14 protein-coding genes, 1 tRNA gene and 1 riboswitch are annotated in these 15,482 nt (G+C 69.5%); of the genes, 4 read left to right on the top strand and 11 right to left on the bottom strand.

The window, feature by feature from the left end:
* The first annotated feature begins 104 nt into the window (after positions 1-104).
* The gene (locus tag ACFQU3_RS08770; RefSeq protein WP_385908757.1) at positions 105-707 is read left to right on the top strand and encodes a VanZ family protein; all 603 of its coding nucleotides are present in this window, start codon (positions 105-107) and stop codon (positions 705-707) included.
* 92 nt (positions 708-799) lie between these two features.
* Here ACFQU3_RS08770 and ACFQU3_RS08765 read toward each other — a convergent pair whose 3' ends face one another.
* The 3 genes from ACFQU3_RS08765 to ACFQU3_RS08755 all read right to left on the bottom strand — a co-directional run bounded on the left by ACFQU3_RS08765 (position 800) and on the right by ACFQU3_RS08755 (position 3,045).
* Positions 800-1,099 (bottom strand): hypothetical protein, encoded by a 300-nt coding sequence (locus ACFQU3_RS08765; protein ID WP_385908755.1) that lies wholly within the window; start codon positions 1,097-1,099, stop codon positions 800-802.
* Between the two features lie 202 nt (positions 1,100-1,301).
* Positions 1,302-2,060 carry an ANTAR domain-containing protein gene (locus ACFQU3_RS08760; RefSeq protein ID WP_385908754.1) on the bottom strand — a complete coding sequence of 253 codons (759 nt, stop codon included), beginning with the start codon at positions 2,058-2,060 and terminating at the stop codon, positions 1,302-1,304.
* A gap of 262 nt (positions 2,061-2,322) precedes the next feature.
* The gene (locus ACFQU3_RS08755; RefSeq protein ID WP_385908752.1) at positions 2,323-3,045 is read right to left on the bottom strand and encodes a DUF4389 domain-containing protein; all 723 of its coding nucleotides are present in this window, start codon (positions 3,043-3,045) and stop codon (positions 2,323-2,325) included.
* A gap of 202 nt (positions 3,046-3,247) precedes the next feature.
* Here ACFQU3_RS08755 and ACFQU3_RS08750 point away from each other — a divergent pair, with 202 nt between their 5' ends.
* The gene (locus tag ACFQU3_RS08750; protein ID WP_385908750.1) at positions 3,248-3,529 is read left to right on the top strand and encodes a helix-turn-helix transcriptional regulator; all 282 of its coding nucleotides are present in this window, start codon (positions 3,248-3,250) and stop codon (positions 3,527-3,529) included.
* A gap of 226 nt (positions 3,530-3,755) precedes the next feature.
* Here the strand turns inward: ACFQU3_RS08750 and ACFQU3_RS08745 are convergent.
* The 4 genes from ACFQU3_RS08745 to ACFQU3_RS08730 form a co-directional block, all read right to left on the bottom strand.
* Positions 3,756-3,831: transfer RNA gene (locus ACFQU3_RS08745), tRNA-Thr, on the bottom strand.
* Between the two features lie 162 nt (positions 3,832-3,993).
* The gene (locus ACFQU3_RS08740; RefSeq protein ID WP_385908748.1) at positions 3,994-4,650 is read right to left on the bottom strand and encodes a transglycosylase family protein; all 657 of its coding nucleotides are present in this window, start codon (positions 4,648-4,650) and stop codon (positions 3,994-3,996) included.
* Positions 4,651-4,654: 4 nt separating this feature from the next.
* Positions 4,655-4,866, bottom strand: a riboswitch (cyclic di-AMP (ydaO/yuaA leader).
* A 244-nt stretch (positions 4,867-5,110) separates the two neighbouring features.
* The gene (locus ACFQU3_RS08735; protein ID WP_385908746.1) at positions 5,111-6,889 is read right to left on the bottom strand and encodes a protein kinase; all 1,779 of its coding nucleotides are present in this window, start codon (positions 6,887-6,889) and stop codon (positions 5,111-5,113) included.
* 112 nt (positions 6,890-7,001) lie between these two features.
* On the bottom strand, positions 7,002-7,433 hold the full coding sequence (locus ACFQU3_RS08730) for a CBS domain-containing protein (protein WP_385908744.1): 432 nt from the start codon (positions 7,431-7,433) through the stop codon (positions 7,002-7,004).
* A 204-nt stretch (positions 7,434-7,637) separates the two neighbouring features.
* On the opposite strand from ACFQU3_RS08730, the gene ACFQU3_RS08725 reads away from it, so the two are divergent.
* Together ACFQU3_RS08725 and otsB are read left to right on the top strand one after the other, a co-directional pair.
* On the top strand, positions 7,638-9,173 hold the full coding sequence (locus ACFQU3_RS08725; protein WP_385908742.1) for a trehalose-6-phosphate synthase: 1,536 nt from the start codon (positions 7,638-7,640) through the stop codon (positions 9,171-9,173).
* The gene (gene otsB / locus ACFQU3_RS08720) at positions 9,170-9,973 is read left to right on the top strand and encodes a trehalose-phosphatase (RefSeq protein ID WP_385908740.1); all 804 of its coding nucleotides are present in this window, start codon (positions 9,170-9,172) and stop codon (positions 9,971-9,973) included. Before ACFQU3_RS08725 ends, otsB begins: the two co-directional genes overlap by 4 nt.
* Before the next feature lie 51 nt (positions 9,974-10,024).
* Here otsB and ACFQU3_RS08715 read toward each other — a convergent pair whose 3' ends face one another.
* Genes ACFQU3_RS08715 through ACFQU3_RS08700 form a run of 4 tightly spaced genes read right to left on the bottom strand, consistent with a single transcriptional unit; the run spans position 10,025 to position 15,411 of the window.
* Positions 10,025-11,038: a LacI family DNA-binding transcriptional regulator gene (locus tag ACFQU3_RS08715; RefSeq protein ID WP_385908738.1), complete on the bottom strand. Its 1,014-nt coding sequence runs from the start codon at positions 11,036-11,038 to the stop codon at positions 10,025-10,027.
* A gap of 1 nt (position 11,039) precedes the next feature.
* On the bottom strand, positions 11,040-12,926 hold the full coding sequence (locus ACFQU3_RS08710; protein WP_385908736.1) for a glycoside hydrolase family 13 protein: 1,887 nt from the start codon (positions 12,924-12,926) through the stop codon (positions 11,040-11,042).
* Complete coding sequence (locus ACFQU3_RS08705) at positions 12,923-13,867, bottom strand: sugar ABC transporter permease (RefSeq protein ID WP_385908734.1); 945 nt, start codon at positions 13,865-13,867, stop codon at positions 12,923-12,925. Before ACFQU3_RS08705 ends, ACFQU3_RS08710 begins: the two co-directional genes overlap by 4 nt.
* Positions 13,867-15,411: an ABC transporter permease subunit gene (locus tag ACFQU3_RS08700; protein WP_385908732.1), complete on the bottom strand. Its 1,545-nt coding sequence runs from the start codon at positions 15,409-15,411 to the stop codon at positions 13,867-13,869. The genes ACFQU3_RS08705 and ACFQU3_RS08700 overlap by 1 nt, the downstream gene beginning before the upstream one ends.
* Between the last annotated feature and the right edge of the window lie 71 nt (positions 15,412-15,482).

The following is a 15,482-nucleotide window of genomic DNA, read 5'->3' as shown; positions in this document are numbered from 1 at the left end:
ACCTGGCCGAGCCACGGCCGACGGCGAACCCGGGTGCCTTGACCGCCACTACCGAACAGACGACGCAAGAAGGTGCAGCCGGCAGGACGCGGTCCCTCGCCACAGTGCCTCTGGTCGCCCTGTTCGTGGTCTACCTCGTCCTTCTCGTGTGGACCGTGCTGTGGAAGCTCAACGTCCCGTGGGTCGGCGGCGACCGGATGATCAAGCTGGTTCCGTTCGCGCGCACCGGCGAGGCCGGTGCCAGCGCCCCCCTCGAGGTCGTCGTGAACGTCGTGCTCTTCATCCCGTTCGGCCTCTACGTCGGCCTTCTCGCACCAGCGCGGCGATGGTGGACGGCCGCAGTCTCGGCGGCCGGCACGAGCCTCGCCCTGGAGGGCACCCAGTACGTCCTGGCCGTCGGGAGGTCGGACACCACCGACATCATCGTCAACATCGGCGGGGTCCTGGCCGGACTCGGCCTGCTCGCCCTCGCGCGGCACAGGCTCGAGGCCAGGACCGCCAAGGTCATGACGCAGGTCTGCGCGATCGGGACTGCACTCACCCTGCTCGCCGGAGGGATCTACCTCGTTTCCCCCTGGCAGTTCGTGCATGTCCGCGACGTCGGTCCGCTGGCGCGGGTCGAGAGCCCTGGTGACCGCGTATCAGATGCGCCGCTCTCAGGGGATCTGGGACGTGAAACCACCGACGCGAGTGAAGGACCCAGGTGATCCGCCTCGTCGACGACGTCGACCGAAGCGCCGACCAGATCGAGCTGTCACGGCCGCACGAACCGTCAGATCGGTCGCGCCACGGTGGCGGGTCAGTGCTCGCGGGGCAGGACCGCGTCGCGCAGTCGCTGGTCGCGGACTATCCGGATGAGGTCGCGGCGGTACCGCTCGGCGGCAACGGCTCGCAGGACGGTCTCGGGGTGGTGCCCCGCCGGTGGCTGCGGAGCGACCGAGGAGAGCACGCGTCCGAGCAGCTGGCGCCCGTGCGCGTCGCGGGCCGCCGGTGCGAACGAGGCTGCGCGCGGGAGGAACTGGCGCAGCGCGGCCGCGAGTCCAGGGTCGCGCGGCGCGATGTCGGCGTGGGACGCCCACGCCTCGAGCTCGACCGGCATGCTCGAGGGCGACCAAGCTGCACCGCCCACGAGGATCGCCCGCAGGGTCACCGGCGTTGGCGTCTCGGTGACACCCGAACTCCTCCGGGCATGGGGAGACGCCGCCGACTGATCCCAGTCGGCGTCGGTGCGCAGCAACGCCCCGGTGCACCGGATGCCCGACGTGTTGGACCTACTATCGTGAGCCGCGGCAGTACGCGAGTCAGCCCGTCGGCCAACGGGGCGGGGTCACGTCCAACGTGCCGGTCTCGATCACGTCATGGGCGATCTCGGTGAGACTTCGGTTCGTGTTCTGGCCGGCGACGCGGAGCAGGTCGAACGCCTGCTCGTCCGTGAGCTTGTGCGAGGACATCAGGACGCCGATGGCGATCCCGATGCGACGGTTGCTGGCGAGCGCTTTCTCGAGGCTTTGGACGCGGCGGTCGTACAGCACCAGGGATGCCGCCTGTGCGCCGTGAGTCGCCAGCAACATCCCAACCACTGCGTCGCTCTCCGTGAACCCGTCAGCGCCCTCGGCGTACACGTTGAGGCCGGCCACTGTGTCCTGGGAGGGAAGCTGCATCCGGTAGGACAGCATGCTGTCCAGCCCGAGCTCGTCCGCGACACGACGCCCGTAGCTGGGCCACCGATCGTCGGTGCGCAGGTCGCGGGGGCGGTACATCGTCGCCTGGAGGATGGCGTCGATGCACGGTCCGGACCCCAGCTCGTACTGGATCGCGTCGGCCTGCCTGGTCCGATCGTCGGTGGCGGCCACCGTCACAAAGCGGTCTTGCTGAAATGTGGTGATGCTGGCCCCCGCCGCACCCAAGAGCTGGTCCCGGGCTGCCGTGGTGATCGCTTCGAACGGGTCGGCCGCGACTGCAGACGCCAAAAGCGCTCCGAGGGAGGCGAACGCCTCGGCGATGAACTGCAGGTCCTGGAGGCCAGCGTCGATTCCGTTTTGAGGTATCGAGCCGTTCATCAGCGTTCTCCTTCAGGTGGTTGCCCCCCCAACCGACAGGACCTGATGAATCGCAGCTCACCTGGTCGTGCCGAAAGACTCTGCCCATCAACGAAATCGGCGGCTTGCGGATAACCAAAACTAGACGCGTTCGTGGCGCACTGCCGACTCTACGCCGCGTCACACCATGACGTTCCCAGTACAGCTCAGCTGCCCGGATCATGCTCCTTGCGGTTCGGGTATTCGGTGGTGCCCGGCATGGTTCGCTCAGCGGGCGCAGCGGTCACGAGACGACTGGCGCTGGCGTCAGCGGGGCCTTGTCGGGCGCGGAGACGGCAGAGGGTTCGGGGCCGCCCATGTCGAGCCGGAACGGCGGGTAGGCATCGGTCATCAGGCCGGCGTAGACGGCGACGCGGAAGACCCAGCGGTTCATCCCCAGCACGAGGTCGTACAGGCCGCGCGGGTAGTGGTCGGCGAACAGCAAGACGATCCCGGCGATCAGGACGATCAGACCGATCAGGCCGGAGCCGTACAGCCACGCATTGCCGTGGTTGACCTGGTTGTAGCCGCCGAACGCGGCACCAGTGAAGACCCCGATGATCAGGTAGTGGGGCAGGGCGAGCAGCCACCACTTCACGAGCACGAGCCCGCGCGAGAGCGACGTCGGGTAGTCGACCTCGAGCCGGGCCGGGTAGTCGGGGACGTCCTTGAGCGTGAAGGGCGGGTAACGGTCGGTGCCCAGGGCGCTGTAGGAGTAGAAGCCCACACGCCATGACCAGCGCAGAACGCCGACATTGAACGTGAACAACCCCACCGGGTACCGGCCGGTGAAGAGGATCGCGAAGAACGCGATCACACTCACCACCGCGAACGCCAGCCACAGGAACATCAGAACGACGTAGTGCGGGATCGCGAGCAACCACTTGACCAGCCAGAGGCCCCGGCTCAGCGTCGGGGCGAGCTCACCGGTGATGTGCAGGGGGTAGGGGAGTGACTTGGTGTCCATGACTGGGCCTCTCTGTCGCGCGGTTGCGACGGTGGCTGAGGGGCGCTCCTGAAGCTCGGCATGACTGGTCGAACCTGACGAGCTCACGCTCGAGCGTTGTCCGTCGGCCACGGGGCGGGCCCCTGCATTGGTGGTCTCGACGCTACGCCTGCAACTGCTAACTAGCAATCAATTTCTAGAATAAGTTTGCTATACTGCGCGAATGGGTGCAGAGTGGAGCTTCCTGACGAACCATGCTCGTGTCCTGGTCTGCATCGCCCACGACCAGGGACTGCGGCTACGAGATGTCGCCGAGGTACTCGGCCTCACCGAGCGAACGGTGTTCGGCATCGTCACCGAGCTGACCGAGGCCGGGTACGTCGTCAAGGAGAAGGACGGCCGACGCAACCGTTACCGGATCCAGCACCATCTGCCACTGCGGCAACGCGTAGGCCGTGAAGCGACGATCGGCGAGCTGCTCGACCTGCTCGTGGCCTCGAGCTGACATGACACACCAGGCGCCCGTCTGGCACGCAGATTTCGTGCGATCCATGTGCGATTCGACGCTCAGTCTCCGGCACACGAGCGGACACAAGGACCGAACCCGACGCGCCGAAACCGGACGTTTCCGCAGGTCAGGCCCACTTTTGGGGCCCTCACCACCTGCCATCCAGATGACAGGTGCCAACCGGTGGGGATGGTGACCGAATTTCCTTGTGTACCAAGCAGATTGGAGCTGGCGGGGGGACTCGAACCCCCAACCCCCTGTTTACAAGACAGGTGCGCTACCGATTGCGCCACGCCAGCACGCCCCCGGCGTCGCGCCGCGGACGGGCGAAAGCGTAACCGAGCCGGGCGGCATACGCCCACACCACGGTGCGACCGGACCCAGCAGGCTCGCAGCTGGACGGCCTCGCGCAACCCAGGGGTTGGTCGCACGAGGCCGTCCGGAACTGTTCTATCAGGAACTCACGGCAGACGCAGTACCTGACCCACGTAGATCAGGTCGGGGTCGGAGACCCGTGCCGTGTTGGCCTTGTACAGCGCCTTCCAGCCGCCCTTCACGTCGTGGCGAACCGCGAGCTTGCTGAGCGAGTCGCCGCGGCGCACGGTGAACTTGGCGCCCTTGCCGGAGTAGCTCGTCGACGTCGTGGCGTACGTCTTCTTCTTCGTGACCTTCTTCTTGGTGACCTTCTTCGTCGTCACCGGTGCACTGTCGTTCGACGGCGAGACGGAGACAGCGCCGCCGTTGGCGCGTGTCAGACCGGCCCGCTGCGAGCACACGGGCCAGGCGCCGGGGCCCTGGACCGCGAGCACCTTCTGCGCGATGGCGATCTGCTGGGACTTCGAGGCGAGGTCGGCGCGTGAGGCGTACTTCGTGCCACCGAAGCCGCGCCACGTGGCGGGGTGGAACTGGAGGCCGCCGTAGTAGCCGTTTCCGGTGTTGATGTGCCAGTTGCCGCCAGACTCGCACTGGGCGACGCGATCCCAGACCGAGGAGGCCTTGGCCGACCCCGCGGTGGAGATGCCGGCGACGACGGTGGCGGCGCCGGCGATGCCGACTCCCGCGATGCGCTGCTTGACCGAGACCTTCTTGGCGGCAGCATGCTTGGACAGGTACTGCATGGGTGAGTCCTTCCTGACGCGCGCCTCCGGGGTTAGCTGTCGGATTAGGGCGTCAGGTGCCCCGCCGCGTGCGCGACTTCACCCCAAGGCCAGATCTCGTCCTCTGCCATGCGCTCAAACACACATGCACTCACTGGCCACACTGGTTCCCCCGTCCTCGCCCGGCCCACTGTGTGAGCTGCATCCCTGGCTGGCGAGGCTCGGCGCGGGCAGGGAACGGATTGTTGGGTGTCCATGTGAAGTTGTGGTGCGTTCGTGTGGAGCCGGACGCCAGGAAGCGGCCCGGAATCGAGTGGTGAGATCCCGTTCCGACCCGAAGGTCGGGACCGCCGCACCGACGGTACGCGACGCTCACAGGGCGACACAACAGAAGTCGAGATCTTTTCGTGATCTTTTCTTGATGCGAACGCGATGTGCCGCGGGGCCGTTCTGGGGCCGTTCACGGGCGCTCGGGGTCCCCCTAGGGGCCGAACGGGTCGGTCGCGAACGGGTCCCAGGTGAGGCTCGCCCCGCGCTGCAGCGCGACGAGGGCCACGACGAGACCGAAGGCCGTGAGGACGGTGGGGACCACCTGTGCCGCCAGCCCGGCCGGCACGAGACGTCTGGCCATCGAGCGTGACCCGCGCCGCAGCGACGCTCCCCCGGGCCCCCGCCACAGCATGAAGAGCCCCAGGAAACCGCCCACCGCGAGCGTGACCGGCGCCCCCGGACCGAGCTCGGTGCCTCGCGCGCCGGCGAGCAGGAGCGCGCTGGCGAAAATGCCGGCGAGCGCCACGGCGACGGGAAGCACCAGGCCGACGGCCGTCGCGATGATGCCGACGACGAGGTGCCACGGGCTCGACACGACGGCATACGGCACGTCGCTGCGGCGCCGCCCGTAGTCGTAGCGGCGCAGCACGAGCGCCGTCACGGACCGGTCGGTCGCGCGGGCGAGGACCGACAGCCCGACGAGAACGAGCAGCGCGACGCCGGGCCACGCCATGAGCGCCCCGATCCACGCGATCGCGACCCCCATGAGCAGGCCGGTGCGCATCGGCATACCGATGCGCGGGTCGCCCTCACGCTCGGGCAGCCCCTCGTCGTCGTCCCACTCCTCCTCGGGCCAGTGGTGCTCGGACTCCGGGGCCTCCGGCTCGTCCCACCCGCTGCCGTATGCCGTGTGGTCGGGCTCCGGTGCCCGCGGACCGGTCGGTGGGGGTGCCCACCGCACGTTCGTGTCGACGACGGGTTGCGCGGCCGTCGGCGTCACAGGCGGCATGACGGCGGTGCCGCCGTTCTGGAGCACCTGTGTCTCGCCGGGGATGACCGTCGGGCGGTCGTGGTCCCATGGCCCGCCGCTCGGGGTCGGCACGGTCGCCGCCCGGCCCGCGGCATACAGCTCGAGCGCGGCGATGACCTCGTCGGCGTACGGGCGGTGGCGCGGGTCGGGCGACAGCGACGCGCGCAGGAGCGGCACGAGGCGTGGGTCGACGCCGTCGAGGTCGACGTCGCCGGCGCGTACGCGCGTGAGGACGGCGTCCATGCGGGCACGGCCGAACGGCGGACGGCCCGACGCGGCATACGTGATGGTGGCCGCCCACCCCCACCAGTCGGTGGCGTCGGTGATGGCCGCACCCTCGACGAGCTCGGGCGAGAGGTAGCCGGGGGTGCCCATCACGAGGCCGCCCACGGTGTGTCGCACGTCGTCCTGCAGGTGCGCGATCCCGAAGTCGATGAGGACCGGCTCACCGTCCTCGATCAGGACGTTGCCGGGTTTAATGTCGCGGTGCACGACGCCGCACGCGTGGATGCTGCGGATCGCCTCGGCGACCCCGCGGGCGAGGCGCAGCAGCTCGCCCGGCGCCATCGGCCCGTGGTCCTCGACGACCTCGTCGAGCGCCGGGCCGGGCACGTAACGGGTCACGATGTAGGGGCGCGGCGCCATGACGTCGGCGTCGATGACGCTCGCGACGCGGGCGTCACGGATGCGTGAGAGCGTCTCCACCTCGCGGGCCAGGCGCTGCCGGGCGTCGGCGTCGTTGGCCACGTGGGCGCGCAGGACCTTGATCGCGACGGCACGTCCGCGCGGGTCGAGCGCCAGGTGCACGACCCCCATGCCGCCCTCGCCGATCTCCTCGAGGAGGCGGTAGCGGCCGATGCGCTGGCCCCAGGCGGCACCGCCCGCGCCCACGGGGACCCCACCGGTGCGCACGCCCGCGCGGGGGCCCTGCACCCGCTCGGTGCGGTCGTACGCGGTCATGCCCCTACGGTAAGCGACCGGGGGGCTCGCGGATGAACCCCGTGACCGCGCGCCGCAGAGTGTCCCGTTGCGCCCGGCTTCGTCCGGGTTCGTTCGTCCGTGCGTTCGGCGGTCAGTGTGTGATGTAGTCGCGAAGCTGGTCGCGCTCGGACTGCAGCTCGGAGAGCCGGTGCTTGACGATGTCGCCGATGCTGACGATGGCCGTCAACCGGCCGTCGGCGTCGACGATGGGCACGTGCCGCACGCGCATCTCGGTCATCGTGCCGGCGAGGTCGGCGATGTTGTCACTGGCCGAGCCGGTGGTGACCTCGCTCGTCATGATCTGCGAGACCGGCGCGTCGAGCACGCTCGTGCCGCTGCTGTGCAGGTGGCGCACGATGTCGCGCTCGCTCACGATGCCGTCGACGCTGCTGCCGTCGATGCTGACGACGACGGCACCGATTCGGTGCTCTGCGAGCAGGTCGAGGAGCCTCGAGACGGTGTCGTCGGGCCTGATGGTGATGACCTCGCTGCCCTTGCTGCGCAGCACGTCCGAAATCTTCACGGCGACTCCTTCACCTCGGCGCGATGCCCTCGTGCGGTTTCCCACCACCCGAGATGCCCTGACTCGACCCTAGAGCGGGACCGGACCGGGCGCCACCTTCGCTCGTTAGAGTGAGACCGTTCGTGTCACGCAGCACCGCTCCGGCCCCCGGCCGGAGCACCGCCAGGCACGACGACCGCCTCTCGAACAGCAGGAGTTGATTGGGTGCCGCCCGCAGGACCGACCTACGACCTCGTCATCGCGGCGAACCGCCTTCCCGTCGACAAGGTCGTCGCCGATGACGGAGAGGTCGAGTGGCGTCGCAGCCCCGGTGGCCTCGTGACGGCGATGGAGTCGGTGATGCGCACCCAGCCCGGGGCCTGGGTCGGCTGGGCCGGTGACGCCGGCGAGGCGCCCGAGCCGTTCGACGAGGACGGCATCCACCTGCACCCCGTGTCGTTGTCGGCCGACGAGATCCGCGACTACTACGAGGGCTTCTCCAACGACACGTTGTGGCCGATCTACCACGACGTCATCGTGCCGGCGACGTTCCATCGCGAGTGGTGGGCGAGCTACCAGGCCGTCAACGAACGGTTCGCCGAGGCCGTGGCGCAGGTGGCCGCCGAGGGTGCCCGCGTCTGGGTGCAGGACTACCAGCTGCAGCTCGTCCCGGCGCTCGTGCGCAAGCTGCGTCCCGACGTGCGCATCGGCTGGTTCAACCACATCCCGTTCCCGCCCGTCGAGCTCTTCGCCCAGCTGCCGTGGCGGGCCCAGCTTCTCGAGGGCCTTCTCGGGGCCGACTTCCTCGGGTTCCAGCGCCAGGCCGACGCCCGCAACTTCGTGCGCGCCTGCCGCCAGCTGCTCGGCGCCTCGACGAAGCGCGACCGCGTCACCGTCGAGGGCGCGCACCGGCAGGTCCGAGCCGCCGCGATCCCGATCTCGGTCGACTTCCAGGGGCTCGAGGAGCTCGCCAAGCGGCCCGACGTCATGGCACGCGCCCGCGAGATCCGGGCGAGCGTCGGTGACCCCGAGGTGCTCATGCTCGGCGTCGACCGACTCGACTACACCAAGGGCATCCGGCACCGCCTCAAGGCCTACGAGGAGCTCCTCTCCGAGCGCCATCTCGGTCCGCCGGAGGTCACCCTCGTCCAGGTCGCGACGCCGAGCCGGGAGCGGGTCGACGCCTACCGCAACCTCCGGGCGGAGATCGAGCAGACCGTCGGCCGCATCAACGGAGAGCTCGGCAAGATCGGTGCTCCGGCGGTGCACTACATGCACCACTCCTACCCGCGCGAGGAGATGGCGGCGCTCTTCCAGGCCGCCGACGTCATGCTCGTCACTCCCCTGCGTGACGGCATGAACCTCGTCGCCAAGGAGTACGTCACGTGCCGGCACGACCTCGGCGGCGCGCTCGTGCTCTCGGAGTTCACCGGCGCCTGGCACGAGCTGCACCAGGCGTTCGCCTGCAACCCGCACGACATCGAGGGCCTCAAGCAGACCATCCTGCGGGCCGTCAACACGCCGGCCAAGGACAAGCAACGGATCATGAAGGCGCTGCGGCGCCGCGTCGCCGACCACGACGTGCAGCGCTGGGCGGCCCGCTACCTCGCGGCCCTCGACGCCGCGCCGGACCAGCCGAGGCCCGAGACGCGCGGCCGACCGACCCCGCACGCGCAGGAGACCCCCCTCATGCCCGCGCCCGCCGAAGCGGCCGAAGCGGCCGGAGCGGCCGGAACGCCGGCGAGGAGCGTGCGCTCGTGAACGCCGGCCCACTGACCACGGAGGCCCTCGAGCTCGCCGCGGCAGCCCCGACGCTGCTCGTCGCGACCGACTTCGACGGGGTGCTGGCCGGCTTCGACGCCGACCCGATGAAGGCCACGCCCCAGCCGGGCACGATCAACACGCTCCGCGCCCTGGCCGATCTGCCCGGCGTGCACGTCGCCGTCGTCTCGGGACGCGACCTCGAGACGCTCCGCACCCTCACCGGCATCGCGGTCGAGGAGCCCATCGTGCTCATCGGCAGCCATGGCGCCGAGTCGTCGAGTGCCGCGGTGCGCGAAGCCATGGAGGCCGCCGCGGTGACGCCGGACGACGAGGTGACGCTCGCCGAGCTGCGAGCCGACATCGAGGGCCTCGTCAAGGAGCACCACCCCGACGCCGGCATCGAGTACAAGTCGGCCGCCGTCGTCGTCCACGTCCGCGGCCTCCCACGCGAGGTGGGTGACGCGGCCATCGCGGACGCGCGAAAGCTCGCCCTCGACCACCCCGGCGTCAAGGTGCTCAAGGGCAAGGCGGTGCTCGAGCTGTCGGTCTCGCACGCCGACAAGGGCTCCGCCGTCACGGCTCTCGGCCGCCACGTCGGTGCCGTGACGCGCGTCTACCTCGGCGACGACGTCACCGACGAGGATGCGTTCATGCGGATGAGGCGCCCCGAGGACGTGACGATCAAGGTCGGCACCGGCACGACCGCCGCCCGCTACCGCGTCGACGACGAGACCGCCGTCCCGGGGGTGCTGACCCGCCTCGGCGAGATCTGCTCCGCCACCCACGTGCCGGGCTGATCCACGAGACCGGGCCACCCGGCATTCGCGGCCGGCCTGACCGTGCCGGGCTCAGCGTCGGCGGACGGCGCCCGTCGAACCGCGCACGACGAGCTCCGGACGGAAGACGTATTCCGCACGGGGAGAAGGCTGCCCGGCGATCTCGTCGAGCAGGGCGCGAACCGTCGCGGCACTCATCGCGTTGACGCTCTGGCGTACGGTCGTGAGGGGCGGGTCGGTGAACGCGATGAGGGTCGAGTCGTCGTAGCCGATGACGGAGAAGTCTCGTGGCACCTGGAAGCCGCGCTTGCGGGCCTCGCGGATCGCGCCGAGCGCCATGAGGTCCGAACCGCAGACGACGGCCGTGGCGCCGCGGTCGAGCAGTCGGCCCGCGGCGGTCGCGCCGCCCTCGACGGTGAAGAGCGAGCGCTCGATGAGGTCGTCGACGTCGGACCGGCCCGTCAGCTCCTGCATCGAGTGGCGGAAGCCGGCGATCTTGCGGATGACGGGCACGTAGCGGTCGGGGCCGACGGCGAGGCCGATCTCGCGGTGCCCGAGGCTGACGAGGTGCTCGAGCGCGAGACCCATCGAGGCGACGTCGTCGTTGCTGATGAACGGCGCGTCGACGCTCTCGATGAAGCCGTTGACGAGGACGAGAGGCAGGTTGCGCTCGCGCAGCGCGACGTAGCGGGAGGGGTCGGTCGTCGTGTCGGCGTGCAGGCCCGAGATGAAGATGATGCCGGCCACGCCGCGCTCGAGGAGCATCTGGACGTAGTCGTCCTCGTGGACCCCGCCGGCGACCTGCGTGCAGAGGACGGGCGTGTAGCCGTTCTGCGCAAGGGAGTTCTCGATGATCTGGGCGAAGGCCGGGAAGATCGGATTGGTCAGCTCGGGCACGATGAGCCCGACGAGACCGGCGCTCTTGCGGCGCAGGCGGCTCGGGCGGTCGTAGCCGAGGACATCGAGGGCTGTCAGCACGGCCTGCCGGGTCGACTCGGCCACTCCGGGCTTGCCGTTGAGCACGCGTGAGACGGTGGCCTCGGACACACTCGCCTGGTCGGCGATGTCGCGCAGTCGTGCCTTCATGTCACCTCCGCCTTCGTCGGACGTGCCGGGGCCCGTCGTCGGTGGGGCGCCACGTCCAGATGGAGACGCCGGGCCCAGTGGCGCTCAGTGTGACAGCACGCTTGCCGACCTTCGGGGCCCGTCCGTATGCCGACGCGCCCGCGTCGATCCCGGCGAGGTGTCGCGGGTCGAGGACGACCGGCTCGTGCGCGGCGCGCGCGATGTGCACGAGGGCGACCTCGTCCAGGGCCTCACGGAGGTAGACCATGGCGTCGCCATCGGCATGCACCCAGCGCAGACCACCGCGACGCAGCGCCACGGACCGCTGACGGGCTGCGATGAGGCCTCGGTAGGTCGCGAGCGCGCTTGAGTCCCAGTCGTTCTCGTCCCAGGGCATCGGACGGCGTCCATCCTCGCCGAACGTGCCCTCCATGCCGATCTCGTCGCCGTAGGTGAGCATCGGCATCGACGGGAAGGTGAAGAGCAGGCCGGCCGCGGCCTCGACGAGCGCGGCCCCGACGTTGGTCCGGATGCGCGGCACGTCGTGCGAGCCGATGAGGTTGAAGGAGTGCACGAGCGACTGCCACGGGATGCGTGACGTGAAGTCGCGCATCGTGTCGGCGACGGCACCCGCTTCGAGATGGGGCAGCGGGACGGGCGCGCCGAGGAAGCGCGGGTCCTTCGGCTCCCGGCGCAGCCACGTCCAGGCCGGCTTACAGAAGCCGGCGTAGTTCATGACACCGTGCCAGCCGTCGCCCGGGACGTCGGCGGTGTAGTCGTGGAAGTGCTCGCCGACGAGCAGCGCGTCGGGGGCGACGCGGCCCATGACGTCGCGCATCTGGCGGGCGACGTCATGGTTGACGTCGGTGGCTCGCCACCGGCCGGTCATGTTGGCGACGTCGACGCGCCAGCCGTCCAGCCCTCCGGAGCGGCCGAGCCACTTGCGCACGACCCCCTGCGGGTCCTCGAAGATCCGGTGGCGCAGGGCCGAGTTGAGGTGGTTGAGCTTCGGCAGCGAGGGCACTCCGAGCCAGGCGACGTACGTGCCGTCCTCCCAGATGTAGTAGTCGCGCTCCGGCCTGCTCTTGCCGTCCGGGCCGGCCGCGGCGAGGAACCACTCGTGGGCGTTGCCCGTGTGGTTCGTCGTGAAGTCGCCCATGACCTTCATGCCCCGCTCGTGCGCGGCCTCCGTGAGCCGGCGCAGCGCCGGCGCCCCACCGAGGAGCGGGTCGACCTGCTCGAAGGACGACGCGTCGTAGCGGTGGTTCGAGCGCGCCGGGAAGAACGGCGTCAGGTAGACGACGTCGACACCGAGCGCCTCGAGGTGGTCCAGGTGCTCGGTGATGCCGTCGAGGTCTCCGCCGTAGAGCTGGTGGGCGACCCCCCTCGGGCTGAGGTCGACCCGGTCGGACCAGGCAGCAGGGATCGCCCAGTCGGGCGTTGCGTGCTTGTCGGCTCTCTTCGAGCGCGCGAACCGGTCCGGGAAGATCTGGTAGACGACCGAGCCGAGTGCCCAGTCGGGCGGCGGCGAGTCGTGGGCGACGAGCCGGAAGTCGCTCGCGTCCGGCACGTCGCGCTCGTGGACGCCGCTGCCGTTGAGCCACGCGTATGCCGTCGGGCCGCCCGTCAGCAGGAACCGGTAGTTCGTCGTGGGGTTGTGGCACGTCAGCGTGGCGCGCCACCAGTCGTCGCTCGCCGTCGTGCGCACCTTCTTCGCCGCGGAGAAGATCGCCTCGCCGTCCGGTGCCGTGCGCACGTGGACGGCCTCGACCCCCGCCTCGAGCGGGACCCGGACGAGGACGTCGACACGGTCGCCGAGGCGGGGCGTCTCGTTGGAGACGTACCGCCCCGACCCGTCGTGGTGCGGCTGGCTCAGCCACGTCGGCTGTCGGGTCGAGGCAGGGCTCACTTGACCGATCCCGTGGTGAGGCCGCCGACGAGCTGCCTCTGGAACGCCAGGTAGAGCAGCATGACCGGAATGGAGCCCAGCAGGGCTCCCGCCGTGAACCGTCCGAAGAGGGTGTTCGCGTCGTTGCCGAGCGTCATGCCGTAGAGACCCACACCGAGCGTCTGGTTCTCGACGTCGGTGAGGAAGACGCTCGCGAGCATGAACTCGCCGTAGAGGCCGACGAAGACGAGCATGAAGACGGTGACGAGGATCGGCATGACGAGGCGCAGGGTCATCGTGAAGAAGATGCGCACGTGGCTCGCCCCGTCCACGATGGCGGCCTCGTCGAGCTCGCGCGGGACCGTGTCGAAGTAGCCCTTGAGGAGCCAGACGTTGGCGCCCAGGGCGCCACCGAGGTAGGCGAGGACCAGCCCCGTGATCGTGTTGAGGCCGAAGGCCGGCAGGGCGTCACCGATGCCGGCGAAGATGATGTAGATCGCGACGATGGCGAGCAGGGCCGGGAAGAAGGTCGTCAGCAGCAGCGCCATCATGCCCGCACGGCGACCCGTGAACCGCAGGCGCGAGAAGGCGAACGCCGCGCAGCCGCCGATGAACACCGCCGCGAGCGCCCCGACGAGCGAGATGATCATCGAGTTCTTGTACCAGCTCCAGAACGGGCGCGAGCTGTCGTTGAACAGGTCGGTGAAGTTCTTCGTCGAGAAGCCCGACGGCAGCAGGCTCGCCGTGTTGAGGGTGCCGCTGGGGTTCGTCGCGGCCGAGTAGATGAACAGGATCGGGAAGAGCGCCCAGACCAGGGCGAGGATGCCCAGGGCGTGGCGCCACCACACGGAGCCGCCGAGGCCTCGCCGCTTCGGGGAGGCGGGCGTCGTGCCGCCCGTCTCCTCCTGCACGCGGGCGTCCATCCGCGGGTCGGCTGGGACGGGAGCGTTGACGGTCGACATCAGTTGACCTCCTCGAGAGCCTTGGTGCGACGGAAGCCGGGGATGCTCATCAGGGCCACGAGCAGGAAGATGACCACCGAGACCGCTGCGGCGAAGCCGTAGTTCGGCGCGCTTCCCGAGAAGGCCAGTCGGTAGGCATACGTGATGAGCAGGTCGCTCGAGCCGATCGAGGTGTCCGCTCCGTTGAACGGGCCGCCCTTGGTGAGCAGGTAGATGAGCCCGAAGTTGTTGAAGTTGAACGCGAACGACGCGAGCAGCAGCGGGCCGACGGCCACGAGCAGCAGCGGCATGATGATCGAGCGCAGCGTCCGGAAGGCGTTGGCGCCGTCGATGGTCGCGGCCTCACGGACGTCCTGCGGAATGGACTGGAGTGCGCCCGTGCAGACGATGAACATGTACGGGAAGCCGAGCCACAGGTTGGTGATGAGGATCGCCGCCTTGGCACCGAGATCGGTGCCGAGCCAGTCGATACCGAGGCCGAGCGTCTGGTTGATGATGCCGTAGTCCTGGTTGAACATGCCCTTCCAGACCAGCGCCGTCACGAAGCCCGGCAGTGCGTACGGCAGGATCAGCAGGGACCGGTAGATCGCCTTTCCCTTGAGTCGCGGGTCGTTGAAGAGCAGCGCGATGAGCATGCCGAGCAAGAAGGTTGAGAGCACCGAGACGACGGCGAAGATGACGTTCCAGGCGAAGATGCTGAGGAAGCCCGCGCGGATCGTGCTGTCGGTGAAGATGCGCGTGTAGTTCGCGAGACCCACGCTCTCCTTCCAGCCCTGGGGGAACGACTGGGTCGGGTCCGCGACGTTGACCCAGCGGGCGTCCTTCGGCGCGTACACCGAGGGCGGTTGCGTGGATGAGTCCGTGAGCTTGTCGGCCGCGGCGTCGTAGGTGACGGTCGCCTTGCCCTCGAAGGCCTCGGAGAGCCCGACGGGCTTGACGCCGCCGCCGCCGGTCGTCGGCACGGCGATCGCGGACAGGTCCTTGCTGCGGGCGTTGGCCTGCCGGGCGTTGAGAACCGTGTAGCCGGGGGCCTTGGTGATCTTGCCGACGGGCGTCTTCTCGACGCCCGTCGCAGGCAGCGGCGTGAGGCCGGCCTTGTCACCGACGAACGTGGACCCGTCGGGCTTCGTCAGCAGCAGGACGAGGTCGGCGCTCGTGGGGTCACCGCCCTCCGCGGTCGCGATCGACATCTTGTAGCGCGGGGTGTCGGGCACCTCACGCACCGACTGGGCGATGATGTCGGTGACCGACTCCTCCTTGGAGTTGAGGTGCCCGTCACCGTAGTTCGAGAGGGAGAGGTTCGCGGTGTAGACCACCGGGAACAGCTGGAACAGGGTCATGAAGAGCAGACCCGGCACGAGGTACTTGAGGGGGACGGCGCGTCGTGTCGCGTACACCGCGAGGATCCCCATCCCCACGAGTCCCGCGATGACGACTGCCATCGTGTTGCCTGCCGCGGCGAGCTGGATGGCGATCCACAGGAGGGCTCCCAGCGTCGCGACGATGAGTACCCACTTGATCGCGAGCGCGATGGGCTTGGTCATGGGACACGTCCTTTTGCGCCGACTCGGCGCCGTTGCCGAAGATTCACGAAGTAGGAGCGCGAGGACTCCCC

It is taken from the genome of Terrabacter sp. GCM10028922, from assembly GCF_042666095.1.
GTDB lineage: Bacteria > Actinomycetota > Actinomycetes > Actinomycetales > Dermatophilaceae > Terrabacter.
Note: the sequence above shows the minus strand (reverse complement) of the source record. Positions and strands in the feature narration are given on the sequence as shown.

Coding starts and splice junctions, on each gene's coding strand:
- ACFQU3_RS08765 (WP_385908755.1), bottom strand. CDS start 1,099: ATGCCGGTCGAGCTCGAGGCGTGGGCGTCCCACGCCGACATCGCGCCG.
- ACFQU3_RS08760 (WP_385908754.1), bottom strand. CDS start 2,060: ATGAACGGCTCGATACCTCAAAACGGAATCGACGCTGGCCTCCAGGAC.
- ACFQU3_RS08755 (WP_385908752.1), bottom strand. CDS start 3,045: ATGGACACCAAGTCACTCCCCTACCCCCTGCACATCACCGGTGAGCTC.
- ACFQU3_RS08750 (WP_385908750.1), top strand. CDS start 3,248: ATGGGTGCAGAGTGGAGCTTCCTGACGAACCATGCTCGTGTCCTGGTC.
- ACFQU3_RS08740 (WP_385908748.1), bottom strand. CDS start 4,650: ATGCAGTACCTGTCCAAGCATGCTGCCGCCAAGAAGGTCTCGGTCAAG.
- ACFQU3_RS08735 (WP_385908746.1), bottom strand. CDS start 6,889: ATGACCGCGTACGACCGCACCGAGCGGGTGCAGGGCCCCCGCGCGGGC.
- ACFQU3_RS08715 (WP_385908738.1), bottom strand. CDS start 11,038: ATGAAGGCACGACTGCGCGACATCGCCGACCAGGCGAGTGTGTCCGAG.
- ACFQU3_RS08705 (WP_385908734.1), bottom strand. CDS start 13,867: ATGTCGACCGTCAACGCTCCCGTCCCAGCCGACCCGCGGATGGACGCC.
- ACFQU3_RS08700 (WP_385908732.1), bottom strand. CDS start 15,411: ATGACCAAGCCCATCGCGCTCGCGATCAAGTGGGTACTCATCGTCGCG.